The sequence below is a fragment of the uncultured Phocaeicola sp. genome, assembly GCF_948499155.1.
Taxonomy (GTDB): domain Bacteria; phylum Bacteroidota; class Bacteroidia; order Bacteroidales; family Bacteroidaceae; genus Phocaeicola; species Phocaeicola faecalis.
This window is the reverse complement of the sequence record NZ_CAOOSE010000008.1, coordinates 125,571-143,180: the sequence shown is the minus strand read 5'-3', so window position 1 is coordinate 143,180 and position 17,610 is coordinate 125,571. Positions and strand designations below refer to the sequence as shown.

Genomic DNA, 17,610 nt, shown 5'->3' with positions numbered 1-17,610 from the left:
ATTAACATCAAATATAAATGGAAATAAAAGAAATTCAAAAACTTGCCAAAGAATATGGTGTGTCTTTGACAGAGAAAATAAGATTCAATGAAATGGGTGTTGACTTTAGAGTCGGTTTTGCTACAGACACAAACGGAAAGGAATGGCTGATTCGTATTCCGCGCCGTGAGGATATGGGTGAGCAAATCAATAACGAGAGGAAAATTTTACAGCTTGTCGAGAAGCATTTGTCGGTCAAAGTGCCCGATTGGAAAATCGTATCTCCCCATCTGATAGCCTATCCTTTGATTGAAGAAAAGCCTGTGCTTATGATTGACACGGAAACTTACGATATGGTTTGGAATATGGACAAGGACTGTCCCGAATATGTGTCGTCACTGGCAAAAGTTTTGGTACAGTTGCACAATATTCCAGAAGAAGAGATTATCGAAAATGGGCTGAGAGTTATGAAGCCATCTGATTTGCGACCTGAGATTTTGAACCAATTGCAAGCTGTAAAGTCGGAAATAGGCATTAGTACCAAGCTTGAAATCCGATACAGGAAATGGCTGGACAATGATGCTTTATGGCCGGATTTTACAACATTCATTCATGGCGACTTGTATGCCGGGCACATACTTACATCGACAACAGGTGTTGTTGCCGGCATTATTGATTGGTCAACAGCCCATATTGGAGACCCAGCCAATGATTTTGCAGGACATCTCACCATTTTCGGAGAAAATAGCCTGCGAGATTTGATTACAGCTTATACAAAACAAGGAGGAAGAATATGGGATAAATTATACGAACACACTATAGAGAGAGCCGCAGCATCAGCCTTGGCATATGGATACTTCGCTCTAGAAACGAATGACAAAAACCATATTCAAGGAGCAAGAGCACAATTGGGTGTCATCTGATTAGTCAAGGTTGAGCATAACGTTTTTTTTATTATTCTTCAATCAAGATGACACCACAACACTCCCACAAATAGCGAAAATATATTCAGTCATTTATCCCTTATGTCGGGTGCAAAGGTAGCCAAGCCTCAATTGAATGTGAAAAGGTCAAGCGGTAAACCGTTTGAGGCAGTTTCTTCCTCCTTCGGAGAGTAAACAGCCCCAAAACCTTTCCCATTCATCGGCTTGACATAATGAAGCATCCGGCAATGGAGACAAACGACTGACGAAATAGTAGAAAATCAACTTAAACAATAGTTCTTGATTCGAGAACCGATTACACAAACCCTTGTTTTTTAGGGGGCTAATTTTAACAGGAACAAAAAAGCAAACGGAAGACTGCACTTCCTCCAAAATAATAGATTTTCTTTTCCTATTCCCTCACCTCCTTATGCGTAGTTGAGTTATTGATACATTGCGGCACGTAAACAGAATCTACAAATGATAATGGAGTGGATGAATATCCAATCAATTTCGCTATCTTTGCAGAGACTTAGGAGATAAGCTGAAATAGAAGTGGAATATCGGAAACAAATAACAAGAAAAAGAGAAGAAACGACCCGAGTTGATTTATTTTAGAGTTAATAATCAATAAAAGCGTTAAATCTTCACCCTTTAGAATGTACAATTAAAGACAACGACCATATTTCTGACTTATTACCTATAAAATATTGAGTAATAATCGGTTGTAAATACGATTACAGAAAACGGAATATATGAAGTGGGGCACGATGAAAATTTCATTCTTGCCAAAGCATACAAGACACTGATAGATAGTCTTGGAAATTCCTTGCACCGTTACAATACGGACATAACCGAATATTACATCATCCCGGTGGATAACACACAAAACGGGTTGGAAGCACAGGAAAACTGCTTTAAGCTGACGACCAAAGAAGAATTTGAAGCCAAACGAAAGGAACTCGGAGTGCCGGACAAGATTACGTTTGATATTGATTTCAAGAAATTTTATAGATAAAAGGGAGGTAACATAACAGATGAAAGCAAAATTGAAATTTCCGATATTTTCATTCTCACCCCGAAATAACATGGTATATGTCTGTTGGAAAGCGAATGACTATAAGACTACCGATATGAAGTGGTTCAAACGGAATAAACGCAAAAAGGATATAGTACAAAGAAATGTTTTCCTAAAGCAGTTGTATCCTAAAGGCTTTGAAAAATTCTGCATAGGACAATTAAAACTGGGAATAGGTGAAATAAATCTCCAGCTTCATGTTTTTGATAAACCAATATCGGAAGTTTCTAAATGGGGAGTTTGGAATAAAGATTATAATGTGTTTGTGATAGAAATATCAGATAATGTAATTCAAAAACTGAATATTTACAATTGGCAGAATTGTAATATGGGTTTATGCGATTGCGAAATACAAGAATATGATAACCATATAATTCACTTATTGTTTAAGGGAGAAAGTTGGCAAATTGAATTAGAAACAGAATTTGGTTTGATATTTCAAAAATGTGGTACATATATAATATAAACGAATAAGGTGGTTAACAAAGCGTGATAACGCCTGACCGCGTTCCCCGCTTAGCCATTTGCCCTGCATGTTCAGTAACTATAGGGTGCACGTCCCGAACGAGCCCTGATAGTGGGAATCGTTAGCCAAGAGCAAGGGTGTCCACCGTGAGGGGGAATCCGAAGGAAGCCGGAGGCAAATTCTCGGTCTGACGAACAGAAATCGGATATAAGGCAGTCGCAAATAGACCAGTCTGCATCTATCTATCGGGCTGTCTTTTCCACGTTGTTTGTCGGGAGTGATTTGTGGTTACATCATAAAATATCACGCTGGATAGCTTTAACCTTAATAGCACTCGCCTACTTAATGAGTTTTGAATATTATTGTTTTTGCGACGAATATAGATTAATCATTCATATAAATTCAAATGAAAAGATTATTTTAGCAAGTGTAGCCGACTTTTATCAATATTGGTTTTGTCATGGTCTGCTGGCAGGCTATCTGCTCTTGGCAACCGGGGTTTCACATCTAATAAGAAGAAAGAAGTTACTAACGAAGCATGAAAACAGCGATATACCGTTTTCTGCTTAACCAGACTGATAACAACATATAAGAATGAAGAATGTAAAATACATATTCTGTATCGTCTTTTGTTTGGGAATGATGAATGGCGTAATGGCACAAAACAGCACTGATTTGCCTGCTTTGGAAAAACAGCTTTGTTTTATCCAAGACACACTATATACGCTGCGGCAAAATTATTCCTGCACGAATGATACCGAATATGTCAGTGGAGAGATTGAGGTTTATAAACTGGAGAGGAATAAGGGTGAAATAAAATTCATCAGTAGTGGCAAGGATGGGCATTTATGAGTATTGCATTCCTTTTAACAGCGAAGGTCACAAAATAATAGTATGGAGAATGAATAAAAGGTAAACATGAAAAAGATGATTCTATATATAATGTCTGCAATGATACTATTAAGTATGCAACAATCAGATATTAATTGGGTGGATGTCCGACCAGTTAAGAGTAATGCCTCCGTTATTTTAAAGGCAAATCGCTCAAAATCCAAAATCCTTATGATACAATTCCCATTAGCTTTTAAAGTATGCAACTTGTCATCAGAAAAAGTGTGTCTATATTACCATAGCTATTACATCAATCATACCGATAAATCCCGTATTGGAAGAACAGGTTGGATGGGACAAGGCATGTTAATTTTCAAGGATGTGGATGGAAAACTACAAAGTCCATATCAAGCAGGCAGAATCGTTACTAATCCCAAAGAATGCAGTGAATACATAGCATATACCTATCATCTTATCGGAGAGCAAGGGAATTATCAAGACGTGTTTTCACATTATTTGGAGAAAATGAAAGAAGAACAGAAAGATACCTTACACATCGGGACTTTGGAGGAAATAAAAATGGCATCCCCTCGAATAATTGACGATTTCTTAAAAGGAGATAGTATTGAATTTGACTTTTGGAGAATTTATATGGTGGGAAAAGAGAAAGGACAATCTGTTGTTTTACCTGTTAAAATTCTATAGTGAGAAAATTCTGTTTCTTACCGCTTTACTACTAAGATACTGACCTGCTTATTTCTAAGCTAAACATTGCTTTTCTTTGCGCCTAATCCCTATTTTTCTATTAAAAACGACAATTGCCGATATTTATATAGGTATAAAGGCTCATTTCTTAGATTTTATCCTTTTCTTTGCATCATCAGAATATTAATAACGTAAAATACAGACAATGAAAAAGAAGTTTTTATTAAGCTGCCTCTTGATGGTCATGGCATGGCTTCCGTCATTTGCCCAAATTCAAGATCCGGTCAAGTTTAAAACTGAGTTGAAAACAATTTCCGACACAGAAGCACAGATTGTGTTTACCGGTAAAATTGATGCCGGATGGCATGTTTATTCCACCGATCTTCCTTCGGGCGGCCCTATTTCCGCTACCTTCAATGTAGAAAAGATACAGGGTGCAGAACTGGTAGGAAAGCTCACTCCACAGGGAAAAGAAATTGAAAATTTCGACAAAGTGTTCGAGATGAAATTACGTTACTTTGAGAGCACAGCAACATTTGTTCAAAAGTTTAAAATCACAGATACTTCTTATCAAATTGAAGGTTATTTGGAATACGGTGCATGTAATGACGAGAATTGCTTACCACCGACAGAAGTGCCGTTCTCTTTCTCAGGAAAAGGAAATGCTGCCACTACTGCTGTTGCAACTCCGGAGACCAAAAACGAAACTGTAAACCAGCCGGCCGCCGAGACCTCTGTTGCAGAAGCAACTGCCATTGACAGTGCCGCTACTGTTGCCTTAGCCGGCAACGAAACTTCCGTTCAGGACTATTGGACACCGGTCATAAAAGAACTGAACAGTTATGGTGAGACAACTTCACAGCAGAATCGTTCATGGATATATATTTTCTTTGCCGGGTTCATCGGCGGATTACTTGCCTTGTTCACCCCGTGTGTATGGCCTATTATTCCAATGACTGTAAGTTTTTTCCTGAAACGCAGCAAAGATAAAAAGAAAGGTATCCGTGATGCTTGGACTTACGGTGCATCTATCGTAGTCATTTATGTAGCATTAGGCTTGGCCATTACTTTAATTTTCGGTGCAAGTGCATTAAATGCGCTATCTACCAATGCTGTATTCAACATCCTGTTCTGTTTAATGCTGATTGTTTTTGCTGCGTCATTCTTCGGAGCATTTGAGTTGACATTACCTTCTAAATGGAGTAATGCGGTGGATAGTAAAGCAGAGCAGACAAGCGGTTTATTGAGTATCTTCCTGATGGCATTTACCCTGTCATTGGTTTCTTTCTCTTGCACAGGCCCTATTATCGGTTTCTTACTAGTAGAAGTTTCCACTACCGGCAGTGTCGTTGCACCTGCTATCGGTATGCTGGGTTTTGCCATTGCTTTAGCTTTACCGTTCACCCTGTTCGCCATGTTCCCGTCTTGGTTAAAATCAATGCCGAAATCCGGAGGCTGGATGAATGTCATTAAGGTAACATTGGGCTTCCTTGAATTGGCATTCGCCTTGAAGTTCTTGTCTGTAGCCGACTTAGCTTACGGATGGAGAATTTTAGACCGCGAAACATTCCTCGCCTTGTGGATTGTAATCTTTGGCTTGCTGGGATTCTACTTGTTGGGCAAAATCAAATTCCCGCATGACGACGACGACAATACCACAAGTGTCCCCCGTTTCTTTATGGCACTGATTTCTTTGGCATTTGCCGTATATATGGTTCCCGGTCTGTGGGGAGCACCGTTAAAAGCTGTCAGTGCTTTCGCACCTCCTATGACGACTCAGGATTTCAATTTGTATAACAATGAAGTCCATGCAAAATTTGATGATTACGACGCCGGCATGGAATATGCCAAACGCAATGGCAAACCGGTTATGCTCGACTTTACAGGTTACGGATGCGTAAACTGCCGTAAGATGGAAGCAGCTGTCTGGACTGATCCGAAAGTGAGCAAACTGATGACAGATGATTATGTATTGATTACATTATATGTAGACAACAAGGAGCCGTTGCCGGAACACATTAAAGTAATGGAAAACGGCAAGGAGCGCACTCTGCGTACAGTGGGCGACAAATGGAGTTACCTGCAACGCTCCAAATTTGGTGCTAATGCACAGCCGTTCTATGTATTGATAGACAACGAAGGAAAACCGCTGAATAAATCTTATTCTTACGATGAGGATATAGATAAATATGTTGATTTCCTTCAAACCGGATTAGACAATTACAAAAAAGCAAAATAAGAACTCCAGATAAGAGGTTGTACCAAGAAAAACGGTACAACCTCTTACTCAGAAAAAACTCTAAAACTATGATTGCCAAGTCAGAAAGAGAGCAAATCATTGCCCTGATAAACCGTGAAGTGGTTCCCGCCATTGGATGTACCGAGCCCATAGCCGTCGCACTTTGTGTAGCCAAAGCAACCGAAGCATTGGGAAGAAGACCTGAAAAAATAAAAGCACTGCTAAGTGCCAATATATTAAAAAATGCAATGGGAGTAGGTATTCCGGGAACTGGCATGATTGGCCTTCCTATTGCCATCGCTTTGGGAGCTTTAATTGGAAAGTCCGAATACCAGCTTGAAGTATTGAAAGACAGTACTCCCGAAGCTGTAGAAGAAGGAAAAAAGCTGATAGACTCACAAGCCATTTGCATCGGGCTAAAAGAGAATATAGACGAGAAGCTATATATCGAAATCATTTGTGAGGCAGGTAATGACAGAGCAACAGCCATTATATCAGGAGGACATACTAATTTTATATATGTGTCTCGCAACAATGACATTATACCGAACAAACAGACTACAAGCTCCTCTGAAGAAGAACAGCATGAGCCGGAATTAGACTTGCGAAAAGTGTATGATTTCGCCATGACTACCCCTCTCGAAGAAATCCGCTTTATACTTGAGACCAAACGTTTAAACAAAAATGCAGCCGAACGCTCTTTTCAAGGTAATTACGGACACCAATTAGGCAAAATCTTAAAGGATAGCAAAAGCGAAGAACAGTTATTGGGCAGCAATACTTTCACTCATATTCTATCTTACACTTCTGCAGCGTGCGATGCACGTATGGCCGGAGCTATGATACCAGTAATGAGTAACTCAGGCAGTGGGAATCAAGGAATTACCGCTACCCTGCCGGTGGTGGTTTATGCGGAAGACAACCATAAGTCTGAGGAAGAATTGATTCGCGCACTCGTCCTCAGTCATTTGACCGTAATTTATATCAAACAAAGTTTAGGACGTTTATCAGCTTTGTGCGGCTGTGTAGTTGCAGCAACAGGTTCCAGTTGCGGGATAACCTACTTAATGGGAGGAAATTACGAACAGATTACTTTTGCCGTACAAAATATGATAGCCAATATTACGGGAATGATTTGTGATGGAGCGAAACCCAGTTGTGCCCTCAAACTGACAAGTGGGGTATCTACAGCTGTATTTTCCGCTATTTTAGCAATGGAGCATAAATGTGTCAGCTCCGTAGAAGGCATTATTGATGATAATGTAGACCGCAGCATCCGCAATCTGACCAAAATTGGCTCACAAGGCATGAATGAAACAGATAAATTGGTATTGGAGATTATGACTCACAAACAGTGTGACTAAAATACAAATATCGGAAAAGGCAGTGTGTCGCGACACACTGCCTTTTATCTTTATACCAATAAATCCTTGTATTGCGAATGACGTATGAAGTATGTCTTTGCAAATGAACAAGTCGGTTTTATTTTCAATTGGTTTATTTCAGCATATCTGGCAGCAGCCGTTGTCAAGTCTGCCGCTATTCCCATTCCTTCCAATTGCGGAGGAACCATAGTGTGGAGTATATCCAGCACTCCGTCCTTTTCCTCATATTGCAGATAGGCAATCTGTCCCGATTCAAAAACCTCAAACCGATTTACCTTCTCATCATGTATGACTGTATGTTCCATTCTATTCTTATTTTAAATGTGACTATTACAAATAAAACAACTTCAAAATGGAATTGTTCTTATCATTCGCCTTGTTCTTGTTTTTCCTCCTGATACACTGACGGCAGCATACCAAATTCTTCTTTAAAATATTTAGTGAAATACTTCGGATTATTGAAACCCACCTGATAGGCAACTTCCGATATATTCAGCCGAGTTTCACGCAACAACTTAGCAGCATGCTTCAAACGGATGGCACGAATAAACTCTATCGGTGTCTTTCCTGTCATAGCCACCAGTCTCTTATATAAGTTTACCCGGCTCATTCCTAGTTCACGACTTAATTCTTCTACCGATAAATCGCTACGGGAAATATTACTTTCTACATATTTCATCGCGGTTCCCAATAGTTTTTCATCTACCGACTCATCGTTACTACTGTAGCTTACTGCTTTCTTCGTTCCTATCATTTCACTGATAGCAGGCGGTATGATATTATCAACCTTCTTGCTTCCTGCAGTAATAATTACTTCCGGCAACTCATCTTCCGGTACTATATGGGTGATATACTCATCACTATTTTCACCTTCTATAAGTTGGATAACTCTGGCTCTCTGAGTCTTGATGGTTGAAACGGTATCAATTTCCTTTTTTTCCGCCAAAACAGATTCTATTGTTTTTATCTCTACAATCTCCTCCTCTTCTTCAACCGTTTTTGGGTGAGAAGCCTCATCCATGTCTTCAGAAGATACTGATTCATCATGGGCAAGTACAACAACACCCGAATCTTCTTCGGGCACTATTTTCTCTTCAGGCTTATAGCTGAGCAATTCAAGATTTTCCGATTCCTTATCCGATTCATCCTCTTCTATTCCAGACTGTTCCTCCGGTTGTTCAACCTTACGCTTACCACCGCACATTCTGCTGCGCATTAACAATATAATGCAAACAAACAAAAGTGCATACAATATATAAGCCCATGTAGACAACCAAAACGGAGGTAGGACAATTATTTTCAGAGAAGCCTCTTCATTTCCACTGAACCCATCGCTGTTTACTGCTTTCACTCTCAATAAATAAGTACCGGGGAACAAATTAGTATAAATGGCTTCACCGGCCTTAGTCGTAATCCATTCATCACTGAACCCTTCCAACTTATAGGCATATTCCACTTTTTCAGGAATAATGTAATTATCTGAAGCAAACCGCACGCAGAACATATTCTGCTTATAATCCAATTCCACTTTTTCTGCAAAATTCAGAGCCTTATCCAAAACGACTTTATCACCATATATTTTTCCTACTTCAACTTCTTTATTGAACAATAAGAAATGAGTGAAAAACACGTTAGGCAATACCTCATTATATTTAATTTCATCGGGAAAGAAACGGTTAATTCCATATACACCTCCTATTACGATTTCACCGGAAGACAACTTTTTCACAGAGCGTTGATTAAAGCCACTCCTCTGCAAGCCATCTCTTTCATCATAAATATTACAACGAAAATCGTACATGCCGGTCTTTGAGTCAAGCATTGGTATGATATGAGTCAATCCTTTGGCAGAAGTTATCCATATATTCGAATTATCATCCTCTACAATTCCGGCTATCAACAAGTTCGACAAACCATTTTCCTCTGTAAGAATCGTCAGTTCATCTACCTTCGGATTATAAATATTCAACCCCTCACGAGTTGCTATCCATATCAGGCCACGGCTATCTTCATATACCTGGTTTATATTCTGGTTTGAGAAGCGAGTCTTTCCCGATTTTGTTCCCACCAAAGAGATAATCTTTTTTGTGGATAAGTCCATGACAGACAAGCCCCGGGAAGTTCCTATTATTAAAGAGTTATCCCTAGTCATACACAATGAAGAAACACTATTAAACGCGAGGTCAGACGTTGTGGTATTATAGGTATTAAATTCTCCTGTACGCGGATTAAAGCTCTGCAGACCGCCACCCAATGTTCCTATCCAGACAATACCGGATTTATCTTCCGCCAAGGCCCCGATGTTATTATCGGCCAATGAATTACTGTTTTTCGCTATATTCTTATAATGAGTAAAGCGGCCATTGTCATAACAATCCAATCCTCCTCCCAACGTTCCAATCCAAAGTTTTCCATCTTTGGCCCTCAACAGGCAAGAGACAGCATCCGATGACAAAGAATTGGTGCCGGAAGTCTCACGGGCAAACGACTGAGGTTCGCCGGCATTTATTTTCCAATGTATCAATCCGTCATTACTTGTCCCTATCCACAAATCTCCATTTTTATCTTCTTCAACCGCAGTAACATCACCCACATAATCAAGGCTGAATTTGAAAATACTTTCATGATAATAAGATATTCCTTTCTTCCATGTACCCACCCACATCATTCCATTAGAATCTCCATATAATGCTGAAACAGTATTATCTTGCAGGCTGCGTTCATCATCAGACTGGTGCATCAACGTTTTTATTTCACCGGTAGATTTATTCAGGATATTTATCCCATCATGTTCCCGTCCTAGCCAAATACGTCCTTGCAAGTCTTGAGCAACAGACAACACCGCACTACGCGATTGTTGTTTTATAAGGTCACTTAACTCCTTCTGCCATTTCTTTTCTTTCAGATTATAAATCCAAAGTCCGGAGGGACTGTAAACCCAGATATCCTCCTCTCTATCTACGAAAAAAGAAAAAATCTCATATTTATTATTTCCCAGTTCCTTGGGAATCTCCTTTAAATCCCAGTTTATTTTATTCGTATCCTTGTTCAGACACACAATCACTCCCGTATTATAAATCAGCAATACTCCATCGCTACACTCTGAAATATCCGTTATTTCTCCTTTAGGCAATTGACCGGCATCAAACAAAAGCGGATAAAGCAACTGTGATTCGGGAATATAAAGATAGCAACCTTTAGAAGCAATATAGAACCACATGTTCTTATTCTTATCAATATAAGTCAAAGCAGGAACTCCATCAATGCCGGCTTCCCACAGCAAAGTACGCACGTCACGATTAAAACTTTCTGTTTGAGAATCATAAACCGTATAACCGGCAGCAGTACGTATCCACAGTCTTTTCTTTCCATCTTCCTGCACCTTTTGAGCACAATTATCCGGCAAGGGGCCTGACTCAAGGTCATAACTGCGAAAGACCTTCATTTGGCTACCATCATAACGGTTTAATCCCGAAGTCGTGGCAAACCACATAAAACCTTCAGAATCTTTAAATATATCATTTATCTGATTGCTGGACAAACCGTCTTTCACTTCAAGATGCTTGAACATAAAACCACCGGCACTAACTGCCAAAGAAAGACATAACAGTACCATGACAAGTCCCAATTTCTTCATATCTTTATTATTTAAAAGCTAAATTCTTCTTTCCTATGCAAAAGAAAGAAAAAGCTTGATAATAACCAAGTTAATTCTTTCATTTTTATCATTTAATACCTATAATTTGTTTCACCGTTTCTCTCCAACTTTGAGCATAAGCATTATTTTTCCTATTTTTGCAACCGAAATGAAGCCATTAACAGATACACAATACATCCGGCAACTGGTCTCGGAGGGAGAACATTGCCATCAGGATTTTAAATTCGAGATATCGGATGCCCGCAAGATAGCCCGAAGTTTGTCAGCTTTTGCCAATACAGAAGGAGGACGATTGCTGGTCGGCGTCAAAGACAACGGTAAGATAGCCGGTATCCGTTCTGAAGAAGAAATATATATGATAGAAGCGGCAGCCACAATGTATTGTCGCCCCGAAGTAGAAATCGAAACACGGACTTATCTGGCCGAAGGAAAAGCTGTATTAGAAGTTTCTATCAGTGAAATGACAGCCAAGCCTGTTTATGCGCTGGATGAAGAGAATAAACCTTGGGCATACATCCGCATCAAAGACGAAAATATCCTCGCCACACCTGTACATCTGAAAATGTGGCAACATACCAAAAAACCAGAAGGAGTATTGGTCGAATTTACCGAAAGAGAACAACGGCTGCTTGACACACTGAAAGAACGTGGCGAAATATCTCTTAATCAGTGTTGTCGAATTTGCAACTTAAATAGGAAGACTGCAAGCGAACTATTAGCGGACTTTATTCGTTTTGGCTTAGTGGAGCCTGTATTTAGCGGACATAAGTTTTACTTCAGACTAAACCAAGAATAAAAACATCAATATTAAAACCTAAACTAAAGACAATAAGAGAAATGGAGATTTTAACCCAATTAATCGGCAGCATAAACGATGTTCTTTGGACATACATCTTAATTATAATGTTGCTAGGTTGCGCATTTTGGTTCACTTACAAGACGAAATTTGTACAATTTCGCATGATAGGCGAAATGGTACGTCTACTTGGAGATTCCACCGGCAAGACAGAAGGCCGCGAACATCACATCTCCTCTTTTCAGGCATTTGCCATCTCCATAGCAAGCCGTGTGGGAACAGGCAATCTGGCAGGAGTGGCCACCGCCATCACATTGGGTGGTCCGGGCGCCGTCTTTTGGATGTGGATAATTGCACTCTTTGGTGCCAGCAGTGCTTTTATCGAATCCACACTTGCTCAATTATATAAGGTACACGGACATAATTCTTTTGTCGGTGGCCCGGCTTATTACATGAGAAAAGGATTAAAACAGCCATGGATGGGAGTTCTATTCGCCTTTCTGCTTATTTTTACTTTCGGCTTTGCTTTCAATTCCGTACAGAGCAACACTATCTGTGCCGCCTTCGAGGAAGCATTCAATATCTCTCCGACTCTAATGGGATGCATATTAACTGCACTTACATTAATTATTATTTTTGGAGGTATTCAGCGTATAGCCAAAGTCAGTAGCATTATTGTACCCGTCATGGCCTTGGGATATATCTTTTTAGCCCTTTTCATCGTAATTATGAATGTAAAACATTTGCCGGGAGTCATTGAGCTGATTATTGAGAATGCCTTCGGTTGGAAACAGGCATTAGGCGGAGGTGTAGGTATGGCACTGATGCAAGGCATCAAACGCGGACTGTTCAGCAACGAAGCCGGTATGGGTTCCGCGCCCAATGTGGCAGCAACTGCCGATGTCACTCATCCTGTAAAACAAGGATTGATTCAAACATTAGGTGTTTTTACAGATACCCTGGTCATTTGCACATGTACAGCATTTATCATTCTTTTCAGCGGACTGCCGTCTACAGGAGAAGCCAACGGAATTAAACTGACACAGATGGCGTTGAATAATGAAATAGGCAATATCGGAACGATTTATGTGGCAGTAGCAATCCTATTTTTTGCTTACAGCAGCATTTTGGGAAACTATTATTATGGCGAAGCCAATGTACGTTACATCACCCGCCAACGCTGGGCTATTCCGGTTTACCGCATCTTAGTAGGCGGCATGGTTATGTTTGGTGCACTTGCCAGTTTGGACTTGGCCTGGAGCCTGGCAGATATGGCAATGGGATTCATGACCATCTGCAACCTGATAGCCATTATTTTATTAGGCAAATATGCTTTTCGTTTATTGGAAGATTACCGGATACAGAGACACAACGGAATCAAGAATCCTGTTTTCACTAAAGATAGGATGAAGGATATTGAGGAAGATTTGGAATGTTGGTAAAGTATTAAAAAAAATAAGTATCTTTGCGGCAAGAACATAAAATAAGAAAGCCATGAGCATATTTTCAAAATTATTCAGTAAAAAACAAGCAGAAGGAGAAGAAAGTACCAAAGTGGGTGGAATGGAAGACTTCATGACACTGATTCGTGTATATTACCAATCTGTAATGGCCTGCAACATAGGTATTACCAATATTAATTTCCTGCCTGATATGGCAGTTTTCAAACGTACGCTTAAAATTCCAACCCAAAACAATAAATTGGGAATTGCCGAAAAGTCACGCTGCAAAAAAATGCTGGTAGAACTTTATGGCCTGAGCGATGATTTCTTTAAAGAAATAGACAATTCCATTAAAAAGAATTGCAAGAACGTAAACGATGTAAAGACTTATCTTTTCATGTTCCAAGGATTCAGCAATGACTTGATGATGCTTATCGGCAACCTGATGCAATGGAAGTTCCGTATGCCCAGCGTAATGAAGAAGATGCTGCGCAATATGACGGAAAAAACCATCCATGACATTATGACCAAGACAGACTGGAAGGATGACAGCGTACACAAGACCTGTATTGCTATTCGCAAGTACCAACACGCATTGGGATACTCTGAAAAATGGATGACTGAATACGTTTACAACATTGTTTTATTAGCTAAAAAAGAGCCGAAGCCGAAGGAATAAAGATTTCATGAACTCTCTATTAAACATCGAAGCACATCCGTTAGAGCCCTTTTTACCGGCTAATGCCGTCCTGTTGATGCTGGGTAGTTTTCCTCCGCAAAAAAAACGGTGGAGCATGGATTTCTTCTACCCTAACCTGCAAAATGATATGTGGCGTATCGTCGGACTTATTTTCTTTCAGGATAAAGAGCATTTTCTGAACCCTGAGAAGAAAGTATTTGATAAAGACCGTATCATTGAATTCCTAAACGACAAAGGAATCGCACTTTATGATACAGCTTCAGCTATCCGCCGTTTACAGGACAATGCCTCCGACAAGTTTCTGGAAGTAATAGAACAAACAGATATCAGCCTGTTACTAAAACAAATTCCGATGTGCAAAGCCATTGTTACCACCGGACAGAAGGCAACAGACATTATCCGCGAACAAATAGACGTAAAAGAGCCAACCGTAGGTACAAGCGAACCGTTCGAATTTGGAGAGAAGACTATGAAATTATATAGAATGCCTTCTTCCAGCCGTGCCTATCCTTTGGCACTAGAAAAAAAAGCTGCAGCTTATCGGGTCATGTTCAGCGAATTAGGGTTATTGAACGAATAAGAAAAAAAATATTTTTTCATAAATAAGTTTGTATATTTCAAATATTACACTACCTTTGCAGCCGCAAACACGGGAGTAGCTCAGTTGGTAGAGCACCGGTCTCCAAAACCGGGTGTCGGGAGTTCGAGCCTCTCCTCCCGTGCAAATAAAAAGGTTGTGTCAATACATTGATACAACCTTTTTTATATAGTGCAAAGCCTCGACTATCCCCTTCCAGTGAACCAAACCACAAAGCACCGGTCTCATCTTGATAGATAGAGATGATATCGGAACAGTCAGAAACCCCTGTGGGTGATAAGGAGGCAGTCATTATTCTTGGGGGGAGGTAACATATCAATCAAACACCTGTCGCCTGATGTTGTCTCCTCCGGTTTTCAACCTCTGCATACGTTTTTTGAGCTCCCTAAGTCGTTTCATTAGCCGGACTAAACGTTTTCGTCCTTTCGGTTATGCCTGTCTGTCCGTCGGATTACTACAGTCTCCGGCAGTGGACTGTACGGTCTACGTCAATGGACTGTACGGTCCACTGCAACGGACTATACAGTCCGCTGCCGGAGACTGTAATAATCTTCCGTTTAAAAGACCTTGACCGACCCTAAGAAACGGCTTATTCTTCCCTTTGTTTGTGATATGATATTTGCCCCCCTAGAATAATAAAAAACAGACAATGTGCCGCCAAAAGCTTCATCAGCTTTTAGAAAAAGACTTTGTTCTTTTTTAAAAAGAACAAGATGTTTTGCGGAAAGACCAAGGTCTTTTTTCAACACACTTTCCTCTGAATTTTCTCGCTGATTTAATGAATAAATTGAGTCCCGAAAGAAAGTTGACAAGACTTCCTTTCACGTTTCACAATCACCGGGAACTTGCTGTTCATAAGGGTTTCCGTGTGAAAGCAATCCATTCACCCCTTAAAAGTTCTTTTCACCCAAAAAACCGATGAATAAAGGGTTTCAGAGAGTGAAACGTGTGAAAGCAACTTGATATCAACTTTTTCTTAAGAGCATTCTTATTGCAAAAAAAGACATCAAGGTATTTGCAATAACTTATGAGTCTGCAGGCTCAACCGCCATTCGGGATGCTTCAGAATATAAGCAATTACTTCCTCGGTATTGGAACAGGAACAAGGCTGCATAAAATAATACTGAGCAGGCAAATCCAGATAAACAGATACATCTTGTCCTACATAGACAACCTTCACCTCATCTATATGGTTTAACTTTATTTCCCCTCCTTCTTTTGGCGAACAAGTCACCCAGTCTATATTGTTCGGCAGCACACACATACCGTTAGTCTCGACACAGACATATTTTCCTTCATTATGCAAAGCATCCACCAAAGCTTCGTCAATCCACAAACCCGGTTCGCCACCGGTAAGAATAACCATAGGAGCAGGATACTTAACGACTTCCGATATTATTTCTTCATCGCTCATCATTACCCCGTCTTCATGTGACGTATCGCAAAAAGAACACTTCATATTGCATCCCGAAAAGCGGACAAATATGGCAGGAATACCTGTATGATATCCTTCACCCTGCAAACTATAAAAAATCTCATTAATCTTTTTCATATATCACAGTATTACCTTCCGATTCGCGGACTTCAACTTTAAAACAAAAGGGTATTTGCTCACAAATCCAATGTGCAATATTTTCGGCCGTAGGATTAAATTGAAGTACCTCATTCAGATTTTGATGATCCAAACGCCCCATCACAGCCTCTTTGATATGGGTAAAGTCCACCACCATCCCGTCTTCATTCAGCACCTCCGAACGGCAATAAACTGTAATAATCCAATTGTGACCATGCAAATTCTCACATTTACTTCTATACGAAAGTTTCAGGCTGTGCGAAGCCGATACTTCCATTCGCTTAATTACTGTATACATTGCTTTAGTTTATATTTAGAAAGAACTTACACCTAATGTCACCTCGGTGTGTAGATGCAAAGATACATTATAAAATCTAAGAATATAGAACAGTAATCCGTATTTTTTCATTTTTTGGTCTATATTTGCATCCATGAAAATTTTCTATACCGTCACAGGAACGATATCACTGGCATTAGGCATTATTGGCATCTTTGTACCTCTTCTGCCTACCACCCCTTTTTTATTGTTATCCGCCGCACTCTATTTTCGCGGTTCTCCACGTCTGTACAGTTGGCTAATCCATCAAAAACAACTGGGACCTTATATTAAAAATTTCCGTGAATACCGCGCCATCCCCTTACGCGCAAAAGTTATTTCCGTATCACTGATATGGATAACCCTAAGTTATTGCATTTTCCAAATAGCTCCTTATCTTTGGTTGAAAATTGTATTACTTGCCATAGCCATTGGTATCACTTGGCATATTCTTTCATATAAAACACTGAAAAAGTAAACCGGCAAGGAGGCAGTAAAAAAGGAGTCGTAAAAGACTGAAAAAAAAGTTTTTTGACCGGAATTGATAAATTCCCCTCAAAATATTTTCTTGTTTGCTTTCAATCCTATATATTTGTGTACAATTTTGGTATAAAATGACTGAAGAAGACAAAAAGCTATTAAGTACTTTTGAAGCAAGACTGAGACATTTTATGTATTTGCACGATGAATTAACGCGTGAAAATGCTCAGTTAAAGCAACTTCTCGCCGAAAAAGACGAAAAGATAGAACAAGTAGAAGATAGTCGCAAAGAATTGGAAGTAATGTATACCAATTTAAAAATGGCTAGGACAATCAGTATCCACGATAATGATATCAAAGATACGAAGCAAAGGTTGTCAAAGCTCGTGCGTGAAGTCGACAGATGCATCGCTTTATTAAAAGGCCAATAGGATTTTAAAA

The 17,610-nt window shown here is 39.7% G+C and carries 18 protein-coding genes and 1 tRNA gene; 14 read left to right on the top strand and 5 right to left on the bottom strand.

Translation table 11 applies throughout. The features are described 5' to 3' along the window. The first annotated feature begins 17 nt into the window (after window positions 1-17). The 7 genes from mph to QYT14_RS08385 all read left to right on the top strand — a co-directional run bounded on the left by mph (window position 18) and on the right by QYT14_RS08385 (window position 7,585). The gene (mph, locus tag QYT14_RS08415; RefSeq protein ID WP_215666722.1) at window positions 18-902 is read left to right on the top strand and encodes an Mph(E)/Mph(G) family macrolide 2'-phosphotransferase; all 885 of its coding nucleotides are present in this window, start codon (window positions 18-20) and stop codon (window positions 900-902) included. A gap of 760 nt (window positions 903-1,662) precedes the next feature. Then, entirely contained in the window at window positions 1,663-1,920 is a 258-nt protein-coding gene (locus QYT14_RS08410; RefSeq protein WP_288324975.1) for a hypothetical protein, read from the top strand. A gap of 115 nt (window positions 1,921-2,035) precedes the next feature. Continuing rightward, complete coding sequence (locus QYT14_RS08405) at window positions 2,036-2,446, top strand: hypothetical protein (RefSeq protein ID WP_288324974.1); 411 nt, start codon at window positions 2,036-2,038, stop codon at window positions 2,444-2,446. A gap of 594 nt (window positions 2,447-3,040) precedes the next feature. Then, on the top strand, window positions 3,041-3,298 hold the full coding sequence (locus QYT14_RS08400; protein WP_288324973.1) for a hypothetical protein: 258 nt from the start codon (window positions 3,041-3,043) through the stop codon (window positions 3,296-3,298). A 66-nt stretch (window positions 3,299-3,364) separates the two neighbouring features. Further along, the gene (locus QYT14_RS08395) at window positions 3,365-3,982 is read left to right on the top strand and encodes a hypothetical protein (RefSeq protein WP_288324972.1); all 618 of its coding nucleotides are present in this window, start codon (window positions 3,365-3,367) and stop codon (window positions 3,980-3,982) included. A gap of 205 nt (window positions 3,983-4,187) precedes the next feature. After that, entirely contained in the window at window positions 4,188-6,221 is a 2,034-nt protein-coding gene (locus tag QYT14_RS08390) for a cytochrome c biogenesis protein CcdA (RefSeq protein ID WP_237039729.1), read from the top strand. 68 nt (window positions 6,222-6,289) lie between these two features. Beyond that, the gene (locus QYT14_RS08385; RefSeq protein WP_288324971.1) at window positions 6,290-7,585 is read left to right on the top strand and encodes an L-serine ammonia-lyase, iron-sulfur-dependent, subunit alpha; all 1,296 of its coding nucleotides are present in this window, start codon (window positions 6,290-6,292) and stop codon (window positions 7,583-7,585) included. Window positions 7,586-7,635: 50 nt separating this feature from the next. Here QYT14_RS08385 and QYT14_RS08380 read toward each other — a convergent pair whose 3' ends face one another. Together QYT14_RS08380 and QYT14_RS08375 are read right to left on the bottom strand one after the other, a co-directional pair. Then, complete coding sequence (locus tag QYT14_RS08380; RefSeq protein WP_237039731.1) at window positions 7,636-7,911, bottom strand: GNAT family N-acetyltransferase; 276 nt, start codon at window positions 7,909-7,911, stop codon at window positions 7,636-7,638. A gap of 62 nt (window positions 7,912-7,973) precedes the next feature. Then, window positions 7,974-11,243, bottom strand: coding sequence for a two-component regulator propeller domain-containing protein (locus QYT14_RS08375; protein WP_288324969.1), 3,270 nt, complete (start codon window positions 11,241-11,243; stop codon window positions 7,974-7,976). 169 nt (window positions 11,244-11,412) lie between these two features. Here QYT14_RS08375 and QYT14_RS08370 point away from each other — a divergent pair, with 169 nt between their 5' ends. From QYT14_RS08370 to QYT14_RS08350, 5 genes are all read left to right on the top strand, one after another. Further along, a complete protein-coding gene (locus QYT14_RS08370; protein ID WP_288324968.1) occupies window positions 11,413-12,060 on the top strand; it encodes an ATP-binding protein in 648 nt (215 codons plus the stop codon). Between the two features lie 41 nt (window positions 12,061-12,101). Beyond that, window positions 12,102-13,502, top strand: coding sequence for an alanine/glycine:cation symporter family protein (locus QYT14_RS08365; protein WP_288324967.1), 1,401 nt, complete (start codon window positions 12,102-12,104; stop codon window positions 13,500-13,502). A 52-nt stretch (window positions 13,503-13,554) separates the two neighbouring features. Continuing rightward, complete coding sequence (locus QYT14_RS08360) at window positions 13,555-14,181, top strand: hypothetical protein (RefSeq protein ID WP_288324966.1); 627 nt, start codon at window positions 13,555-13,557, stop codon at window positions 14,179-14,181. A gap of 7 nt (window positions 14,182-14,188) precedes the next feature. Next, window positions 14,189-14,782: a uracil-DNA glycosylase family protein gene (locus tag QYT14_RS08355; protein ID WP_237039736.1), complete on the top strand. Its 594-nt coding sequence runs from the start codon at window positions 14,189-14,191 to the stop codon at window positions 14,780-14,782. Window positions 14,783-14,851: 69 nt separating this feature from the next. After that, window positions 14,852-14,924 (top strand) — tRNA-Trp (locus QYT14_RS08350). A 433-nt stretch (window positions 14,925-15,357) separates the two neighbouring features. Here QYT14_RS08350 and QYT14_RS08345 read toward each other — a convergent pair. The 3 genes from QYT14_RS08345 to queD form a co-directional block, all read right to left on the bottom strand. Continuing rightward, window positions 15,358-15,546, bottom strand: coding sequence for a hypothetical protein (locus QYT14_RS08345; protein WP_289307062.1), 189 nt, complete (start codon window positions 15,544-15,546; stop codon window positions 15,358-15,360). A gap of 260 nt (window positions 15,547-15,806) precedes the next feature. Then, window positions 15,807-16,352: a radical SAM protein gene (locus QYT14_RS08340; protein WP_288324964.1), complete on the bottom strand. Its 546-nt coding sequence runs from the start codon at window positions 16,350-16,352 to the stop codon at window positions 15,807-15,809. Beyond that, window positions 16,339-16,671 (bottom strand): 6-carboxytetrahydropterin synthase QueD, encoded by a 333-nt coding sequence (queD, locus tag QYT14_RS08335; protein WP_288324963.1) that lies wholly within the window; start codon window positions 16,669-16,671, stop codon window positions 16,339-16,341. The genes QYT14_RS08340 and queD overlap by 14 nt, the downstream gene beginning before the upstream one ends. A 133-nt stretch (window positions 16,672-16,804) precedes the next feature. Here queD and QYT14_RS08330 point away from each other — a divergent pair, with 133 nt between their 5' ends. Both QYT14_RS08330 and QYT14_RS08325 read left to right on the top strand, forming a co-directional pair. Beyond that, window positions 16,805-17,167 (top strand): YbaN family protein, encoded by a 363-nt coding sequence (locus QYT14_RS08330; protein ID WP_288324962.1) that lies wholly within the window; start codon window positions 16,805-16,807, stop codon window positions 17,165-17,167. 136 nt (window positions 17,168-17,303) lie between these two features. After that, a complete protein-coding gene (locus tag QYT14_RS08325; protein ID WP_237039740.1) occupies window positions 17,304-17,600 on the top strand; it encodes a hypothetical protein in 297 nt (98 codons plus the stop codon). The last annotated feature ends 10 nt before the right edge of the window (window positions 17,601-17,610 follow it).

Excerpts from the sequence above, each read along its gene's own strand:
- QYT14_RS08355 (WP_237039736.1), top strand. The coding sequence starts at position 14,189 with ATGAACTCTCTATTAAACATCGAAGCACATCCGTTAGAGCCCTTTTTA.
- QYT14_RS08370 (WP_288324968.1), top strand. The coding sequence starts at position 11,413 with ATGAAGCCATTAACAGATACACAATACATCCGGCAACTGGTCTCGGAG.
- QYT14_RS08360 (WP_288324966.1), top strand. The coding sequence starts at position 13,555 with ATGAGCATATTTTCAAAATTATTCAGTAAAAAACAAGCAGAAGGAGAA.
- QYT14_RS08390 (WP_237039729.1), top strand. The coding sequence starts at position 4,188 with ATGAAAAAGAAGTTTTTATTAAGCTGCCTCTTGATGGTCATGGCATGG.
- mph (WP_215666722.1), top strand. The coding sequence starts at position 18 with ATGGAAATAAAAGAAATTCAAAAACTTGCCAAAGAATATGGTGTGTCT.
- QYT14_RS08400 (WP_288324973.1), top strand. The coding sequence starts at position 3,041 with ATGAAGAATGTAAAATACATATTCTGTATCGTCTTTTGTTTGGGAATG.
- QYT14_RS08330 (WP_288324962.1), top strand. The coding sequence starts at position 16,805 with ATGAAAATTTTCTATACCGTCACAGGAACGATATCACTGGCATTAGGC.
- QYT14_RS08385 (WP_288324971.1), top strand. The coding sequence starts at position 6,290 with ATGATTGCCAAGTCAGAAAGAGAGCAAATCATTGCCCTGATAAACCGT.
- QYT14_RS08380 (WP_237039731.1), bottom strand. The coding sequence starts at position 7,911 with ATGGAACATACAGTCATACATGATGAGAAGGTAAATCGGTTTGAGGTT.
- QYT14_RS08375 (WP_288324969.1), bottom strand. The coding sequence starts at position 11,243 with ATGAAGAAATTGGGACTTGTCATGGTACTGTTATGTCTTTCTTTGGCA.
- queD (WP_288324963.1), bottom strand. The coding sequence starts at position 16,671 with ATGTATACAGTAATTAAGCGAATGGAAGTATCGGCTTCGCACAGCCTG.
- QYT14_RS08395 (WP_288324972.1), top strand. The coding sequence starts at position 3,365 with ATGAAAAAGATGATTCTATATATAATGTCTGCAATGATACTATTAAGT.
- QYT14_RS08340 (WP_288324964.1), bottom strand. The coding sequence starts at position 16,352 with ATGAAAAAGATTAATGAGATTTTTTATAGTTTGCAGGGTGAAGGATAT.
- QYT14_RS08405 (WP_288324974.1), top strand. The coding sequence starts at position 2,036 with ATGAAGTGGTTCAAACGGAATAAACGCAAAAAGGATATAGTACAAAGA.
- QYT14_RS08365 (WP_288324967.1), top strand. The coding sequence starts at position 12,102 with ATGGAGATTTTAACCCAATTAATCGGCAGCATAAACGATGTTCTTTGG.
- QYT14_RS08325 (WP_237039740.1), top strand. The coding sequence starts at position 17,304 with ATGACTGAAGAAGACAAAAAGCTATTAAGTACTTTTGAAGCAAGACTG.